We start from the raw sequence: 16662 nt of genomic DNA on the forward strand, positions 1-16662 counted from the left end.
GCCGCGCACCGGTCGGCCCGGATGTTCCGTCGGCGCTATCGGGTGCGGCGGTTGCGTCTGGCGGTGGCCAGCCGGCCGGTGGCCCGCAGCACCTGCGGCGCGCGGCGAGCCACCCGCAGCACGGTTCGATCGATCATGTTGAGGTTCAGCGGCTTTCGTGCCACCACACCGAAACCGTCCTCGCCCTCGGCGAGTTCGTACAGGCGCCAGTGCCCGGGAACGCCCTTGAGGTCGTGCTCACCGCGGTCGGTGAAGACGAGTTCGGATCCGACGACGAGGTCGCGCACCGTGCGGGACACGAGCACCTCCCCGGGCCCGGCCGCCGCACCGACCCGCGAGCCGACGTGCACGGTCATCCCGGTCAGTTCGGTCCCGATGCCCTCGATCTCGCCGGTGTGCACCCCCGCTCGCACGCCGAGACCCAGGTCCGCGGCCTGCCGGCAGACGGTGCGCGCGCACCGGACCGCGGCGACCGGACCGTCGAACACGCTCAGCGTGCCGTCGCCGGCGACGTTCACCAGGCGGCCGCCCGCCGCATCGACCTCGTTGCGCACCTGCCGTTCGTACGACGCACGAAGTTCGCGGTACCGCCCGTCGCCGATCCGGGCGAGGGTCTCGGTGGACCCGGCGACGTCGGTGAACAGCACCGTCGCGAGGTAGCGCTCGGCGTGGACGGGTCGGCTGACGCCGGTCGCGACCCGCTCGATGTGGTCGAGCACCGGTATCCAGCCCTCCCCGAGCGAGGTGCCCGGCGGCTGTCGGGGCAGCACGTGCAGTGTGCCGTGCGGAATCGCCTCGGCGATCCGGCGGGACCCCTCCAGCGGGATCGGGCTCCCGGCGGAATGCAGCACCCGCGTCGGGCACTGGATGGAGGCGAGTGCGTCGAAATAGTCGATCCGGAGCCACCATTCGAGATGTGCGCGGGCAGTGGCGGGAGTCGCCGAGCAACGCTCGAGCAGCGCCATCAGACGCCGATTGAACGGCGAGTCCAGTGCGGTATCCCATGCCGCGAGCAACTGGCCCGACCCCCAGTTGTCGTACGCGGCGCGCCATCCGTCGACGAACCGGTCCCGCTCCTCCTCGGTCCACCCCCGCGGCGGGCCGACGCCGTCGCGGAGCGCCCCCTCCACGAACGGTTGCTGCAGCACCATGCCGGACACGCGATCGGGGGCGCGGGCGGCGACGAGGGCGAGGGCACCGCAGGTGCTGGCGATGCCGACCAGGGTGGCGCGAGGAACTCCGACGGCGTCCATCACCGCCAGGACGTCGTCGGCCTGTTCGTCGAGGGTGGGGACGTGGTCGACGGGGTCGGACAGGCCGAAGCCGCGGCGCTGGAAATACACCATCCGGCCGAAGGCCGCGGCGCGCTCGAACACGTAGTGGATGTGCGGATCGGTCCACATCAGATCCGGGTGCAGACCGATCTCGAGGAACAGGACGACGTCGGCGCCGCCCTCGCCCACGACCTGGTAGGCCAGCGCGTGCCCGTCACGCTCGACATACCTGGTCCCCGGCGGGTCCATGCATCCAGGGTAGCCGCGGCGCCCGGTCGGCGGGACCGGCGGCTTTCCGCTGGTCAGACCGGTCGGTCTGTTAGGGCTTGTCCTGGGCTGGTGGTCAACTCTATGATCTCTGCGCTCGCGTCGCACCGTTGGGGAGTGGTCCGCGGGCAGATTTTCAGTACACCGTGTGGGGGCACGTTGCTTCGGCGGGCCTTCCACCGTCTCAGGGGGAATTGGCTTGAGCTCGACCGTATTCGGCGCGCGCACGCGTCGCTTCCCTCCCTCATGCATCGCACGGTGCGGTGTTCGATTCACGACCGGAGGGAACTTCACATGAGCAGTGCCGTTTCGAAGGGCAGGCACCGCCGCCGCGCCGAGCGGGTCACGGTGGCCGGTGCGCTACCCGTCGCCATCGCCATCGCCTACTCCGGGGTCGCGGCCGCGGTCCCCGTGCAGCCGGGCGTGAGCGACGCGCCCGAGGCCCAACCGGGTGTGGACGCCGAGGTCCCCTCACCCGCCGCGGAGGTGTCGCCGCCGACCGCCGACGTCGTCCCCGACGAGCCGAAGGCGTACTGGGTCGCGCCGCCCGTGGAATACGACAACGTCCCCACCCGCCCCGCCCCGACGTACTACTACGAGGAGGCCCCGATCGCCCCGGCCAGCGTGCAACAGTTGCACCTGCCGGTCCCGGTCGAGCCGGTCGCCCCGATCGAGGCCCCGGCTCAGCGCCTCCGGCTCGGCGATTACGTTGCGGACAAGCCGAATTGGCTGTCCGAGGAGGATCTCGACAAGACCAACAACACCGCCGCCGCCTACGAGGCGCAGGTCAACACCGCGTGGCGGTCGGTCGGTGTCGAGGCCTCCCGCGCAGACCGGATCGGTGCCGCGACCGTCGCCGGAGCCGCTGCCGGCGGGCTCGGAGCCGCCGCAGCCCTCGGCCTCCCCGCGGCCGTCGCGGGCGGGTTGGTCGGTGGCGCGATCGGGACGACGGTCCTGCCGGAATCGGTGGGCATCGGAACCGCCGTCCTCCCCGGCGTCGGCACGATCACCGCGCCGGTGCTGACCATTGCCGCGGGCGCAGGCATCGGCGCGGCGGCGGCGGGAATCCCGGTCGCGGTCGTGGCCGGCACGGCGGGCGCCGTTGTCGGTGCGGCGCAGGGCATGGCGTTCGGCGCCGGCGACACCCTCGCCGAGCCGGTCGAGATGCAGATCCCGGACGCCCCGACCGCGGATCCGGGGGCGATCACCGAGGGAACTCGGGCGACGGTCGCGCAGGTCGAGACGCTGCCCGGAGGACCCCAGGCGGTCGACGCGGTCCGCGACGCCGTCGAATGGGTGCCGCCGCAGGTCGCCGCGACGACCGAGCAGATCCGCACGGCCACGCTGGGACGGCCCGGCGGGGCGGAGCTGGTCCACCGCGTCGAGGCCACCGCGACGGCAACGGCGGACGCGTTCGCGCCGATCACCGGCCCGGCGGGCGAGGTGGCCGGCGCCGTCGTGGCCGGGTTGGTCTAGGCCCGCAGGGCGGGTACCGGAAGATGGGCCGGAACTCCGCCCGCGCACCCGTGTGAGGCGGCAGGAAGGGGGCGAGCAGGCCGATGGATCCGTCGGAGATGAGCCCGCACGAGGACGGCACCGCGGCCGCCGCCGGCCAGACCGGTCCGGCGGTCGCCGAGCCGGCGTGGCTGTCGGACCCCGCGCCCCCGGCGCCCGGCGGCCCGGCCGACGCGTCCGATGGCCGCCCGGAGCCGCCGCGACCCCATCGCCGGCTACGGCCGCGTCGTGGTGTCCTGCTCGTCGCGGCCGCGGCCGTGCTGGTCGCGGCGGTCGTCACCACCGTGGGATTGGTGCTGAACATGTCGGACCGGTCGACGACCGGCACCACGACCGGTCGGGCCGAACCCGAACCGGCCGACACGGCGTGGTGCGCGGGGCTCGGGGCGGGCACCCCCGCCTCGGTCGACGCCGCCGACCCCGGCGAGGCCGCGATAGCCGGTTTCGAACGCGCCTACTACGTGCTGCGGGACGGTGCCCGTGCCCGTGAACACGTCGCACCCGATGCCCGAGTCGGCTCCGCCGAGCAGATCGGCAAGGGAATCGCGCAGATTCCCGTCGGCACCACGCACTGCGTGCTGGTGCGCAAGGCGACCGACGGCGCCTACGCGGTCGACGTGTTCGAACGCCGCCCGGACGGCAGCACCACGCACTACCCGCAGACGGTGCTGACCGTGACCACACCGGAGGGCACCCGGATCACGGCCATCACCCCGCGCGAGGGGTGAGTCCGAGTTCAGTTGTGCCGCAGCGCGTCACCGCCGTTCCATGACACCGGGCCGGCCGCAGCGGGGGTCAGCGGGACAGTCGTCGCTGCCTGGCGTTGGCCATCCGGACCGCACCCCGCAGGACCCGCGGGGTGCGGCGGGCAACGGTGAGGACGGCGCGGTCGAAGGCGGACAGGTTCGGGCGCAGTCGGGGCAGCGGGTCGCGCCGGGCGCCGGGGGTCAGCGCGAACAGCTGCCAGCGTCCGGGCACGCCCCTCAGCGTGTGGGTGCCGCGGTCGGCGAAGGCGAGCCCGGATCCGGCGGTGAGGTCGCGGACGGCCCGCGAGACCAGGACCTCGCCCGCGCCGGCGGCGGCACCGATACGGGCGCCGACGTGCACCGTCATCCCGGTCAGGTCAGGTCCACTGCGCTGAACCTCTCCGGTGTGCACGCCGGCCCGGACCTCGAGGCCGAGTGCGTGTGCCTGTTCGCAGATCTCGTGGGCGCAGCGCACCGCCGCCGCGGCGCCGTCGAACACGCTGAAGGTGCCGTCCCCGGCGACCGTCAGCACGCGACCACCCGCGTCCTCGACGCCGGAACGGACCTGCCGTTCGTGAGTGGCACGCACCTCCCGATACGCCAGATCCCCCAATCGGGCCAGGGTCTCCGTCGAGCCGACCAGGTCGGTGAACAGGACGGTCGCCAGGAACCGGTCGGCGGCCGCCGGGTGGTGGGCGCCGGTGACCACCTCTTCGACGTGCTCGAGGATCGGCACCCACGCCTCCCCGAGGGCGGCGCCGGGCGGCGCCGGCGGCAGCAGATGGAAGCTGCCGTGCGGGATCAGGTCGGCGACGTGCCGCGCGGCTCCGCGGGACACCGGGCTGCGCGGCACGAGCAGTACCCGGGCCGGGCACTGGATCGCGGGCAGCGCGTCCGCGTAGTCGGCCCGCATCATGCTCTCGAGGAGCTCCTGCGCGGTGGCGGGGGTGGCGGAGCAGCGTTCGAGCATCGCCATCACCCGCCGGTTGAAGGGTGAATCGACGGCGGGATCCCACATCGGGACACTCTCCCCGGCACCCCAGTGCCGGTAGGCGTTCCGCCAACCGGACACGAACCATTCGAGGTGGTCGCGGTCCCAGCCGGTCGGAACGACGGCCTGGCCGTCTGCGGTGAACAGATGTTCCGCGAACGGCTGGATCAGCACCAGCCCGGCGACCCGCTCCGGGGCCCGTGCGGCAACCAGCGCGACCGGCCCGCCCCCGCTCGCCACGCCGACCATCGTGGCGCGAGGCATCCCGGCGGCGTCCATGACCGCGAGCACGTCGTCGGCCTGTTCGTCGAGGGTGGGCAGGTGGTCGACGGGATCGGACAGGCCGACGCCGCGACGCTGGAAGAACACGGTCCGCGCGAAGCCGCCGCCGCGTTCCATCAGGTAGTGGATCTGCGGATCGGTCCACATCAGATCGAGGTGCATGTTGATCTCGAAGAGCCACACCACGTTCGAGCCGCCCGCTCCCACCACCTGATAGGCCAGCGCGTGCCCGTCGCGCTGGACGTACCGCGTTTCCGGCGGATCCATGTCCTCAGCGTAGGCGCCGGTGGGTGGCGAGGCGCGCGAGTCCGCGCAGCACCCCGGGAACCCGGCGGGCCATGGTCAGCACCGCTCGGTCGGCCGGTGTCGGGCGCGGTGGGAGCGGTGGCTGCGGTAGCCGGTCCCGGCTCGTCGCGGAGTACACGTGGACCTGCTCGGGGACGCCTTTGAGGCGGTGCTGTCCGAGGTCGGTGAACTCGATGTCGGAACCGCGTGCGAGGTCGCGGGCCAGGCGCGAGCAGCGCACCTCTCCGGGGTGCGCGGAGGCCGCGATTCGGGCCCCGACGTGCACCGCCATCCCGGTCAGTTCGGGGCCGGCGCGGGTGACCGCGCCCACGTTGATCCCCGATCGCACCTGCAGGCCGAGATCTGCTGCAGCGGAGTCGATTCGGTGGGCGCATCGGAGTGCGGCCACCGGGCCGTCGAACACGCTCAGGGTGCCGTCCCCGGCGATGCCGATCAGGCGGCCGCCCCCGGACTCGACCTCGCCACGTACGAGTCGGTCGTGTGCGGTCAGCAGGGCCGCGAATCGGGTGTCGCCGATCTCGGCGAGCACGTCCGTGGACCGCACGACGTCGGTGAACAGGACCGTGGCGAGGAACCGGTCCGCGTCCACCGGCCGCACCGCTCCGGTGACCAGTTCCTCGACGCGGTCGAGAACGGGAATCAGGGCCTCGCCCAGGGTTGCTCCCGCGAGAATCGGTGGGAGGTCGAGGAAACGGGACTCGGGGGTGAGGTCCGCGACCCGTCGCACGGCGTCCCGGGCGAACAGACTGTCCGGCTGGTGCAGGATCTCCGTCCGGCACTGGATGGACGGCAGCACTCGCGCGTAGTCGGCGCGCAGGGCCCACTCGAGGTGCGCCTGTGCGGTTCCCGGTGTGGCCGAACAACGTTCGAGAAGCGCCATGATGCGGCGGTTGTGCGGCATGTCGAGGGTGGGATGGGTGAGGGCGCTGAGTTCCCCCTGGCCCCAGTGCGCGTAGGCCCCGCGGTAGGAGCCCACGAAGCGGTCCCGCTGCGCAGCGGTCCACCCGTCGGTGACGCCCTCGTCGTCCCGCAGCAACGCCTCGGACCAGGGTTCGGCGAGGACCAGTCCGGTGACGCGGTCGGGGCAGCGGGCGGCCAGCAGGGCCAGCGGGCCGCAGGTGCTGCACGCCCCGACCAGGGTGGCCCGGGCGATACCGGCGTCGTCGAGGACCGCGAGGACGTCGTCGGCCTGCTCCTCGAGCGTCGGGACGTGATCGATGGGATCCGAGAGCCCGAGACCGCGACGCTGGAAGAACAGTGACCGCGCGTAGGTGGAGCAGCGTTCGAAGTTGTAGTGCAGGTGCGGGTCGGTCCACATGAGATCCGGGTGCATCATGACCTCGAAGAACCAGGCCACGGTGCGCGGTCCATCGCCAACCACCTGGTAGGCCAGCGCGTTGCCGTCGCGCTGGACGTACCGCGTCACGGGCGGGTCCATGTCGTCAGGTTAGTCGCCCTGACACCGGACGACCGGCGGACCACGATTCTCCCGACGACGAATGCGGCCCCGGTTGAAAAGCCAACCGGGGCCGCATTCGCGGGTTCGACACGCCTTCTCGGCCGTCGCGTTATCCGGCTGCGACCTCGACCGGGGCCTCGGCCTCCGCCGGGGTGCTGGTGCGGATGAGGTGGTCGAAGGCACCGAGCGCCGCCGTCGCGCCGGATCCGGCGGCGACGATGATTTGCTTGTACGGGGCCGTGGTGCAGTCGCCGGCCGCGAACACGCCGGGGACCGACGTGCGGCCGTGGTCGTCGACGACGATCTCGCCGCGCGGGCTGAGTTCGACTGTGCCGGAAAGCCATTCGGTGTTCGGCAGCAGGCCGATCTGCACGAAGACGCCGTCCAGGTCGACGGTGTGCGACTCGTCGGTGGTGCGGTCCGTGTAGGCCAGGCCGGTCACCTTGTCGCCGTCGCCGAGGACCTCGGTCGACAGGGTGCTGAGCAGGATGTCGACGTTGGGCAGGCTGCGGAGCTTGCGCTGCAGGACATCGTCGGCGCGCAGCTGCGAGTCGAACTCCACGAGGGTGACGTGCGCGACGATGCCGGCGAGATCGATGGCCGCCTCGACGCCGGAGTTGCCGCCGCCGATCACCGCGACCCGCTTGCCCTTGAAGAGGGGGCCGTCGCAGTGCGGGCAGTACGTGACGCCCTTGTTCCGGTACTCGTTCTCGCCGGGAACGTTCATCGACCGCCAGCGCGCGCCGGTGGAGAGGATCACCGTCTTCGACAGCAGCCGTGCGCCGGAGGCGAGCTCGACCTCGACCAGGCCCTGCTCGGTCTCGGCCGGCGTCAGCTTCGCGGCGTTCTGGACGTTCATGATGTCGACGTCGTACTGGCGAACGTGGTTCTCGAGCTCGGCGGCGAACTTCGGGCCCTCGGTGTAGGGGACCGACGCGAAGTTCTCGATGCCCATGGTGTCGAGCACCTGGCCGCCGAACCGCTCGGCCACCACACCGGTGCGGATTCCCTTGCGGGCCGCGTAGATCGCCGCGGTGGCGCCGGCCGGGCCGCCGCCGACGACGAGCACGTCGAAGGGGTCCTTCTCGGAGATCGCGGTGGCGGTGCGTTCCGCGGCGCCCGTGTCGAGCTTGCCGACGATCTGTTCCAGGCTCATCCGGCCGGAGCCGAACGGCTCGCCGTTGAGGAACACCGTCGGCACCGCCATCACCTGGCGGCTGTCGACCTCGTCCTGGAAGAGGGAGCCCTCGATCGCGATGTGCTTGACGCGCGGGTTGAGCACGGCCATCACGTTCAGCGCCTGCACGACGTCGGGGCAGTTCTGGCAGGACAGCGAGAAGTAGGTCTCGAAGTAGAAGTCGCCTTCGAGGTCCCGCACCTGTGCGAGCAGGTCCGCGTCCTCCTTGGACGGGTGCCCGCCGACCTGCAGCAGGGCGAGGACGAGGGACGTGAACTCGTGGCCGAGGGGGATGCCGGCGAACTGCACCTCGACGTCGGTGCCGACGCGGCGGATCGCGAACGAGGGGCGACGCGGGTCGTCGCCGGTGCGGGTGTGGGTGACCTGATCGGACAGGCCGGCGATCTGGTCCAGGAGTTCGGCGAGCTCGGTGGACTTCGCGCCCTCGTCGAGGGAGGACACCAGCTCGATCGGCTGGGTCACCTTCTCGAGGAGCGACTTCAGTTGGTTGGCGAGGGAGGCTTCGAGCATGAGAACTACTCCATGTGTTGGAAGAAGAACAGTGACTTGATGGAACGGGAGTCGGCGAACTTCTCAGCTCGAGCCGAGGCGTGGTGATCTGCGCGCGACGCGCTGGCGCCGGTGGCACGGGGTGATCCCGTGCCACCGGACGAGCACCGTCGGCGAATCAGATCTTGCCGACGAGCTCCAGCGACGGAGCGAGGGTCTCTTCGCCCTCTTCCCACTTCGCCGGGCAGACCTCGCCCGGGTGCGAGCGGACGTACTGCGCGGCCTTGACCTTGCGGACGAGCTCGGCGGCGTTGCGGCCGATGCCCTCGGCGGTGACCTCGGTGAACTGGATGACGCCGTCCGGGTCGACCAGGAAGGTGCCGCGGTCGGCCAGGCCCTGGTTCTCGCGGAGGACCTCGAAGTCGGTGCTGATCTGCAGGGTCGGGTCACCGATCATCGCGTACTTGATCTTCGCGATGGTGTCGGACGAGCCGTGCCACGCCTTGTGCGTGAAGTGGGTGTCAGTGGAGACGGAGAAGACCTCGACGCCCAGGCCCTGCAGTTCGTCGTAGTGGTCGGCGAGGTCGCCGAGCTCGGTCGGGCAGACGAACGTGAAGTCGGCCGGGTAGAAGTAGAAGACCGCCCACTTGCCCTTGATGTCCTCGTCGGAAACGGTAACGAAGGCACCGTCTTTGAACGCCTCCGCGGAGAAGGGCTTGATCTTCTTGTTGATCAGCGACATGTATGGCCTCATTCATTTCGGGATGTTGGTGTGTCCGTTTCGACCCTAACGAGGGTTTATTGATTGCACCAATCGATTGTTCTTTGCGTGTTGATAGTCGAGGGCTATAAGCGCTGGATCCTGTTCTGGAATCGTGCCAAAAAAGGCGCAAGTGTGATGGACGCCATAGTCGGGTGGATCCGGGTCGTGGCACCAGTCACGGGCGCAGTGCCGAACATGCCTGTGACGGCGACCACGAACGCGGTAGGTTGTCTGTAACCGCTGAAACTACTAACCAGTAGGGGTACGAAATGCCTGCTCCGTCCGCCGCGACGTTCGAAAGGCTCGGAAAGCTCGTCGCCATCCCCGACGCCGCGAACCGGCCCACCCGCCCGGTCGTAGAGGCGTTCACCGGCCGGGAGCTGGCGACCATCCCGGTCGGCACCGCGCAGGACGCGATCGACGCGATCGAGCGGGCGCGCGTCGCCCAGCGGGAGTGGGCGCGGCGCACCCCGGCCGAGCGGGCGGAGATCTTCCACCGCTACCGCGACCTGGTGCTCTCGAATCGTGAGGCCCTGCTGGACATGGCGCAGGCCGAGACCGGGAAGGCCCGAGCGTCCGCGCTCGAGGAGGTCCTCGACATCGCGATGACCTCCCGCTTCTACGCCAAGCTCGCCCCCAAGGCGCTGAAGCCGAAGCGCGTGCAGGGCATGCTCCCCGGCCTGACCAAGACCGTCGTCAACCACCACGCGAAGGGCGTCGTCGGCGTCATCTCGCCGTGGAACTACCCGATGACCCTCGCCGTCTCCGACGCCATCGCGGCACTGCTCGCAGGCAACGCAGTCGTCATCAAGCCGGACAGTCAGACCCCGTACTGCGCGCTGGCCTGCGTCGACCTGCTGTACCGGGCCGGGCTGCCGAAGGACCTGTTCGCGGTCGTCCCCGGGCCGGGCTCGGTGGTCGGCACCGCGATCGTGGAGAACTCCGACTACCTGATGTTCACCGGTTCCACCGCCACCGGGCAGCTGCTCGCCGAGCAGGCCGGACGCCGGCTGATCGGCTTCTCCGCCGAGCTCGGCGGCAAGAACCCGATGATCGTCACCAAGGGCGCCAACCTGCGCGAGGTCACCGACGCCGCCGTGCGTGCCTGCTTCTCGAATTCCGGGCAGCTGTGCATCTCCATCGAGCGGATCTACGTCGAGCAGCCGGTGGCCGCCGAGTTCACCCGCATGTTCGGCGACCGGGTCAAGAAGATGACCCTCGGCCCCGGCTACGAGTTCGGGATCGAGATGGGCTCGCTGGTCTCCGAGGCGCAGGTCAAGACCGTGTCCGGGCACGTCGACGACGCCGTCGCCAAGGGTGCGACGGTGGTCGCGGGCGGCCGGGCCCGCCCCGACCTCGGCCCGCTGTTCTTCGAGCCGACGGTGCTCACCGGGGTCACCGACGAGATGGAATGCGCCCGCAACGAGACGTTCGGTCCGCTGGTGTCGATCTACCCGGTCGCCGACGTGGAAGAGGCCGTCGCGAAGGCCAACGACACCGAATACGGCCTCAATGCCAGCGTGTGGGCGGGCAGCAAGGCCGAGGGTGAGGCCATCGCCGCCCGGGTCCGGGCCGGCACCGTCAACGTCGACGAGGGCTACGCGCCGGCGTGGGGCAGCACCGCCGCCCCGATGGGCGGCATGGGCGTCTCGGGTGTCGGCCGCAGGCACGGTGTCGACGGCCTGCTCAAGTACACCGAGTCGCAGACGGTCGCCACCACCCGGGTGCTCAATCTCGGTGGGCCGCGGGGACTTCCGCCGAAGGTGTGGTCGAAGGTGCTGGCCCCGTTCATCGCCGTGATGAAGTACCTGCCCGGGAGGTAGAGATGGACGTCGCGAGCATCGAGGTCGCTGCCGCGCCGGACCGGGTGTGGGACGTGGTCACCGACATCGCCGGCTACAACCGCTTCAGCCCCGAGAACACCGGCGGGCGCTGGACCGGCGGCGCGCCGGTGACCGTCGGTGCGACATTCACCGGTACCAACCGGCACGGGCTGATGCGCTGGAAGACGCACTGCACGGTGGTGGAAGTGATTCCCGGACAGCGGTTCTCCTTCCAGTCCGACGAACCGAAGGCGCGCTGGAGCTATCTCGTCGAGCCGGCCGATGCGGGCAGCCGGATCACCGAGACCCGGGAGATCTACGGCACCCCCGTCTGGTACGTGCGGCTCGTGCAGCGCTCCACGCTGATCGGCCGCGACCGGGACACGCTGATGCAGGCCGGGATGCGCGACACCCTTGCCGCGATGAAGGCGCACCTCGAGCGTTAGTCGGGCCGTCTCCAAGAATTTCGCCCGGTGTGAGCCAAGTGTGCCGGCGCACGGTGGGGACGGCGCGAGAGCCCTCGCGTCGTCCCGACGACACCCGAGGACAGCCGATGCCGGCCCTGACAGTTCCGAAGAGCGCCGCGACGCGACGCGCAACCCTGATCGTGGTCTGTGTGACCACGGCGATGCTGATGCTCGACATCGCTGTGGTCAACACCGCCCTGCCGTCCATCGCGGTCGACCTCGACACCGGGGTGAGCGGGCTGCAATGGGTCGTCGACGCCTACACCCTCGCGTTGGCCACCGTGGTCCTCAGCGCCGGATCGTGGGCCGACCGGCGTGGGCGTCGCCACGTGTTCGAAATCGGTATCGCGGCGTTCACCGTCGCCTCGCTGCTCTGCACGCTGGCGCCGAACATCTGGGTGCTCGACCTCGCCCGCACCGCACAGGGCGTCGGCGGCGCCATCCTGTTCGCCTGCTCGCTCGCCCTCCTCGCGGACGTGTTCGAGAAGGGACCCGCACGCGCGACGGCGCTGGCCGCGTACGGTGCCACGATCGGCGGGGCCTTCGCGATCGGTCCGCTGGTGGGCGGGTTGCTGACCGAACTGGTGCACTGGCGGGCCATCTTCCTGATCAACGTCCCGATCGGACTGCTCACCCTCGCCGTCACCGTCCGGTGGGTACCGGAATCGCGGGATCCGAACCCGCGTGGTGCCGACGTGATCGGACAGATCCTCGTCTGCGTCGGGCTGGGTGCACTGGTGTTCGGATTGTTGCGCGGCAACGAGGTCGGGTGGACCTCGACGGCGACGGTCGTCGCCCTCGCCGTCGGTGTCGTTGCCCTCATCGGTTTCGTCGCATACGAACTGCGGGCGCGTGAACCGATGTTGCCGCCGCAGCTGATGCGGAATCGAGCGTTCGCGGGGGCACAGGTCGCGGCGTTCGCGATCTCGGCGTCGCTGTTCGCGGTGTTCGTCTACACCACGATCTACCTGCAGAACATCCTGCACCTGTCGCCTGTCGAGGCAGGGCTGGTGTACCTGCCCGGGACCGCAGTCATGTTCGTCGTCGCGGGCGCCACCGCGAAACTCGACGGCCGAATCCCGGTGTCGGTCACGCTGACCGGCTCTCTCGCCCTGGTGTCCGCCGGTCTGGTGATGATGACCGTCGTGGACGTGGCCGGCTCGAAGTGGGCGATCCTGCCCGGGTTCGTCGTCGCCCTGGTCGGCGCCGGAGTGTTCAATCCGGTCATGAGTGGACTGGTGCTCGGCGAGAGCAGCGCCGACCACGTCGGATTGGCCGCGGGCATCAACGACGCGTTCCGCCAGACCGGCATCGCGGTGGGCGTCGCCGGTCTCGGCGTTCTCCTGCCCGCCCAGTCGATGCTGCCGGGCGGATCGCCGGACGAGTTCGTCTCCGGCCTGCACGACGCGCTGATGGTCGCCGCCGTCATCGCGGCGCTGGGCGCGCTGGTCTGTGCGGTCACGCTGTCCGCGCGCCGTTCCGGGCGCCCGGAGGTCGACGATGCCGGTGAGGTCGTTCCGGCACTTCGATGACCGTTCTGCCGCACATCGACGCCCCTCGGTCCCTACACTCGAGCAGTCCGGAGTCGACAGGTGCGAGGAGCCCACGCATGATCTACCGGCTGCTCGGGCCGCTGGAGGCGGCCCGATCCGACTCCGACGACCGGACCCTCGATCTGGGGCCGCGCAAACAGCGCGCGGTCCTGGCGGTCCTGTTGCTCGGCCGGGGGCGGGTGGTGTCCACCGCCCGCCTCGTCGACGCGCTCTGGGGCGACGACGCGCCCGCCAGCGCCATGGCGAGCATCCAGGCATACATCTCGAATCTGCGCCGGGTGCTCCGCGCCGAGACCGGGGCCACCTCGCCGATCGTGCGGCAGCCACCGGGTTACGTCCTCGACGTCTCGGCCGACGAGGTCGATCTGGTGACCTTTCTCGACGACGCCGAGGAGGCGCGGCGGCTCGCGGCGGACGGGGAGTGGGAACCGGCGCTGAAGACGGCCGACCGCGCGCTCGCGGTGGTCCGGGGACCGTTGCTCGAGGACCTGGCCGACGAACCATGGGTTCAGGTGGAGGCCGCCGGATTCGACGAGGTTCGCACCGAGTGCCGGGAAACCAGGATCACCGCCCTGCTTGCGCTGGGACGGATCCCACCCGCCCTCGTCGAGGCCGCCCAGCTGTGCAGCGAATTCCCGTACCGGGATCGCACCTGCTGGCTCCGGATGCTCGCCCTGCACCGGGCAGGCAGGTCGTCGGAGGCGTTGGAGTGGTTCAGGTCGCACGTCGAGCGGCTCGACACCGAGTTGGGGCTCGAGCCCGGGACCGAACTGCGTGCGCTCCAGGGCGCGATTCTGCGCCACGACCCGGGTCTCGCGGCATGGCCGCGGACACCGGGATGGACCGGGGCGGAGCAGGTTCCGCTTCCCGTGTCCCCGTCCTCGAACCCCGACGAACCCGGGCCGAAAGACGTTGCCGCCGAGGGGGAGACGGGCCGCGTGTTCGTCGGGCGGGGAAGCGAAACCCTCGTGATCGAGCGGATGCTCGACGACGTCCTCGGCGGAGAGACGCGGTGGCTGGCGCTCACCGGTCCGGCCGGGATCGGGAAGACGCGGGTGGCCGAGGAGTGTGCCGCGCGGACGGTCGCGGCGGGCGGGACCGCCGTATGGGCGCGGTGCCCGGAGGACGACGGCGCGCCGGCCTGGTGGCCGATCCGCCGACTGGTCCGGGAACTCGGCGGCGACGCGGACGCGGTGCTGGTTCCGCCGACCGGCGTCGATCCCGACGAGGCGCGATTCGCCGTGTACGAGCGGGTGCTGGAGGTGATCGAGGCCGCGGTCGCAGGCCAACCCGTGCTGACCGTCGTCGTCGACGACATCCAGTGGGCCGACCCGACGTCGCTGCGGTGCCTGGCGTATCTGGTGGGGGCGATCCGCCACCGCCCGGTGTGGTTCGTGCTGACGCTGCGCGACACCGGCATCGGCACGGGCGTCGGCACGGTCGTCGACGCGGTCTTGCGCGGGGAAGGCAATCGGCAGGTCGCGGTGCCACCATTGGAACCGAGTGAGGTCGAGGAGCTGGCCTGCCATGTCGCCGGTGAGCGGATCGGTCCGGACGAGGTGCGGATCCTGACGGACCGGACCGGGGGCAATCCGCTGTTCGTCTCGGAGTACGCGCGGCTGCCGCGCGACGAGCGTCTCGGCGACGGGATCCCGGTCGCCGTCAGGTCGGTGCTCGGCCGACGGCTCGCGGCCGTGGAACCTGCTGTGCTGCAGGTTCTCCGAGTTGCGGCCGTGCTCGGCGACGCCATCGAGATCGACCTCCTGGCCGCGGCGTCCCGCCTCGACCTGGACACCCTGGCCGACTATCTCGACGAGGCTGCGGACGAACGGATCATCGTGACCGCGCCCGGGGCCCGGGGGTACGTCTTCGCGCACGGACTGCTGCGGCACGAGGTGCTCGAAGGCATGCCGGCATTGCGGCGTCAGCGTGTTCACGCGCGGGTCGCCGAGATCCTGGCGAATTCCTCCGACGCGGACCGTTCCAGCCGTCGCGCCCAGCATCTCTGCGCCGCAATGCCTCTGGTTGATCCGCACGAGGTGCTCGACGCGTGCACCGTCGCGGCCCGGGAGGCGACCGAGCGATGGAGTTCGGAGACCGCCGCGCAGTGGTGGGAGATCGCCGTGCAGATCTTCGATCAGCTGCCCGCGCCGGAGCGGTCGCCGGACGATCGTGACGACCTGCTGGTGGCCCGGGTGGAGGCACTGGCCCGCGCCGGCCGCGGCCAGACCGTTCTCGACGTCGTTGGCGCCGGTCTGCTCGACGCGGTGCGCGAGGGGCGTACCTCGGGCGCGGGGCGGCTGGCGGCCGCACTCCTGCGCGCGGCCGGGGCGTGGCCCTGGGTGTCGTACGGCCGGGATCCCGGGCCGCTGCTCGAACGGCTCGCCGCCCTCGAACCGTTCGTCGTGTCCGATCCCGTCGCGCACGCCCGGGTTCTGTCCGCGCTTGCGGTCGGCAGCTGCTACCACCCGGATTCGACGGTGCCCGACGGCATGAGCCGCCGCGCGCTCGAACTGGCCCGCGCCCAGGGGGATCCGGATGTGATCGCCGACGCGCTGCTGGGCCGGATCCTGCTCTTCTCGGGGGTGGCGCGGCACGGCCTGGAATCGGTCGACCTGCTGACCGAGCTTCTCGAACTGCCGCACCAGCAGTCACGCGTCGACGACGTCATCGTGCACACGGTCGCCAGCATGACGCAGATGAATCTCGCGAACGTCGAGGCCGCCGCCGCTCACGTACGCCAGGGCATCATCGGCTGCGACCTGTTGCGCCTACCCGTGGTCCGAGTCCAACTCCGATGGATGGAAGGCACACTCGCGGAGTGGCGCGGCGACCTCGAAGAGGCCGCGCGACAATACGACACGGCCCGGCAGATCCACCTGCAGACCGAGCTGTACACCGCGGGCAGCGCCGATCTCGCCCAGAACACCCTGACATGGGAGTTGGGCCAGGTGGCCGACACGACGCCCGGGTTCGTCGAGCCGCGGGCGTGGAGTATCGCGATCGCGGCGGCACGGGGGGACCGGGAGACCGCGATCGACGGGCTCGCGCGCTGGGTGGAGGAACCAGGGCCGGACGTGTGGACCACGCTCGGCCACCAGACACTGCTCGCGCATGTCGTCGCCGATCTGTCCCTGTCCGAGTACGCCGACCTGTTCATCGGACAACTCGAGCCCTTCCCGGACCGGATCGCGACCGTGGGGCAGGTGGGGGTCGTCGGTGCGGTGGCCGAGGCGTCCGCACGCCTGCATGCGCTGCTCGGGCGGACCGATCAGGCGTCGGCTCTGCTGGAGCGGGCCGAGCAGATCGCGCACCGCACGTCGGGCGCGCCGACGTTGCTGCGATGCAGACTGCTTCGCGCGCAGCTCGCAGCGGACTCGCCCGCACGCGTCGGCGAGCTGTCCGCGGTCGTCGAGGAATCGCAGCGCCGCGGGATGCTCGGCCTGGCGGCGCAGGCACGGTCGCTGATGGCCTGAGGCAGGGATCTCGGCCCGCGGCCCCGGTCGCCGACGCCACTTGGCTGAAACTT

The 16662-nt window shown here is 70.9% G+C and carries 11 protein-coding genes; 6 read left to right on the top strand and 5 right to left on the bottom strand.

Annotated elements, in window-relative coordinates:
• Positions 1-35: 35 nt before the first annotated feature.
• The gene (locus tag ACWDUM_RS10340) at positions 36-1523 is read right to left on the bottom strand and encodes an adenylate/guanylate cyclase domain-containing protein (RefSeq protein ID WP_450112480.1); all 1488 of its coding nucleotides are present in this window, start codon (positions 1521-1523) and stop codon (positions 36-38) included.
• Between the two features lie 312 nt (positions 1524-1835).
• On the opposite strand from ACWDUM_RS10340, the gene ACWDUM_RS10345 reads away from it, so the two are divergent.
• Positions 1836-3017: an insoluble domain protein gene (locus ACWDUM_RS10345; RefSeq protein ID WP_450133886.1), complete on the top strand. Its 1182-nt coding sequence runs from the start codon at positions 1836-1838 to the stop codon at positions 3015-3017.
• A gap of 98 nt (positions 3018-3115) precedes the next feature.
• Positions 3116-3784, top strand: a complete 669-nt coding sequence (locus ACWDUM_RS10350; RefSeq protein ID WP_450133887.1) for a hypothetical protein — start codon at positions 3116-3118, stop codon at positions 3782-3784.
• A 67-nt stretch (positions 3785-3851) separates the two neighbouring features.
• On the opposite strand, the gene ACWDUM_RS10355 is transcribed toward ACWDUM_RS10350, so the two are convergent.
• The 4 genes from ACWDUM_RS10355 to ahpC form a co-directional block, all read right to left on the bottom strand.
• Positions 3852-5342 carry an adenylate/guanylate cyclase domain-containing protein gene (locus tag ACWDUM_RS10355; protein WP_450133888.1) on the bottom strand — a complete coding sequence of 497 codons (1491 nt, stop codon included), beginning with the start codon at positions 5340-5342 and terminating at the stop codon, positions 3852-3854.
• Positions 5343-5346: 4 nt separating this feature from the next.
• Positions 5347-6819 carry an adenylate/guanylate cyclase domain-containing protein gene (locus tag ACWDUM_RS10360; RefSeq protein ID WP_450133889.1) on the bottom strand — a complete coding sequence of 491 codons (1473 nt, stop codon included), beginning with the start codon at positions 6817-6819 and terminating at the stop codon, positions 5347-5349.
• A gap of 130 nt (positions 6820-6949) precedes the next feature.
• The gene (ahpF, locus tag ACWDUM_RS10365) at positions 6950-8548 is read right to left on the bottom strand and encodes an alkyl hydroperoxide reductase subunit F (protein WP_450133890.1); all 1599 of its coding nucleotides are present in this window, start codon (positions 8546-8548) and stop codon (positions 6950-6952) included.
• Between the two features lie 157 nt (positions 8549-8705).
• Positions 8706-9269, bottom strand: a complete 564-nt coding sequence (gene ahpC, locus ACWDUM_RS10370; RefSeq protein ID WP_450112486.1) for an alkyl hydroperoxide reductase subunit C — start codon at positions 9267-9269, stop codon at positions 8706-8708.
• 290 nt (positions 9270-9559) lie between these two features.
• On the opposite strand from ahpC, the gene ACWDUM_RS10375 reads away from it, so the two are divergent.
• From ACWDUM_RS10375 to ACWDUM_RS10390, 4 genes are all read left to right on the top strand, one after another.
• Positions 9560-11113, top strand: coding sequence for a succinic semialdehyde dehydrogenase (locus ACWDUM_RS10375; RefSeq protein ID WP_450133891.1), 1554 nt, complete (start codon positions 9560-9562; stop codon positions 11111-11113).
• A gap of 2 nt (positions 11114-11115) precedes the next feature.
• A complete protein-coding gene (locus ACWDUM_RS10380) occupies positions 11116-11559 on the top strand; it encodes an SRPBCC family protein (RefSeq protein WP_450133892.1) in 444 nt (147 codons plus the stop codon).
• 107 nt (positions 11560-11666) lie between these two features.
• A complete protein-coding gene (locus ACWDUM_RS10385) occupies positions 11667-13112 on the top strand; it encodes an MFS transporter (protein ID WP_450133893.1) in 1446 nt (481 codons plus the stop codon).
• A gap of 77 nt (positions 13113-13189) precedes the next feature.
• On the top strand, positions 13190-16609 hold the full coding sequence (locus ACWDUM_RS10390; protein WP_450133894.1) for a BTAD domain-containing putative transcriptional regulator: 3420 nt from the start codon (positions 13190-13192) through the stop codon (positions 16607-16609).
• Positions 16610-16662 lie beyond the last annotated feature (53 nt).

It is taken from the genome of Rhodococcus sp. NPDC003322 (assembly GCF_053589555.1).

Coding starts and splice junctions, on each gene's coding strand:
- ACWDUM_RS10345 (WP_450133886.1), top strand. CDS start 1,836: ATGAGCAGTGCCGTTTCGAAGGGCAGGCACCGCCGCCGCGCCGAGCGG.
- ACWDUM_RS10380 (WP_450133892.1), top strand. CDS start 11,116: ATGGACGTCGCGAGCATCGAGGTCGCTGCCGCGCCGGACCGGGTGTGG.
- ACWDUM_RS10360 (WP_450133889.1), bottom strand. CDS start 6,819: ATGGACCCGCCCGTGACGCGGTACGTCCAGCGCGACGGCAACGCGCTG.
- ACWDUM_RS10340 (WP_450112480.1), bottom strand. CDS start 1,523: ATGGACCCGCCGGGGACCAGGTATGTCGAGCGTGACGGGCACGCGCTG.
- ahpC (WP_450112486.1), bottom strand. CDS start 9,269: ATGTCGCTGATCAACAAGAAGATCAAGCCCTTCTCCGCGGAGGCGTTC.
- ACWDUM_RS10390 (WP_450133894.1), top strand. CDS start 13,190: ATGATCTACCGGCTGCTCGGGCCGCTGGAGGCGGCCCGATCCGACTCC.
- ACWDUM_RS10375 (WP_450133891.1), top strand. CDS start 9,560: ATGCCTGCTCCGTCCGCCGCGACGTTCGAAAGGCTCGGAAAGCTCGTC.
- ACWDUM_RS10355 (WP_450133888.1), bottom strand. CDS start 5,342: ATGGATCCGCCGGAAACGCGGTACGTCCAGCGCGACGGGCACGCGCTG.
- ACWDUM_RS10350 (WP_450133887.1), top strand. CDS start 3,116: ATGAGCCCGCACGAGGACGGCACCGCGGCCGCCGCCGGCCAGACCGGT.
- ahpF (WP_450133890.1), bottom strand. CDS start 8,548: ATGCTCGAAGCCTCCCTCGCCAACCAACTGAAGTCGCTCCTCGAGAAG.
- ACWDUM_RS10385 (WP_450133893.1), top strand. CDS start 11,667: ATGCCGGCCCTGACAGTTCCGAAGAGCGCCGCGACGCGACGCGCAACC.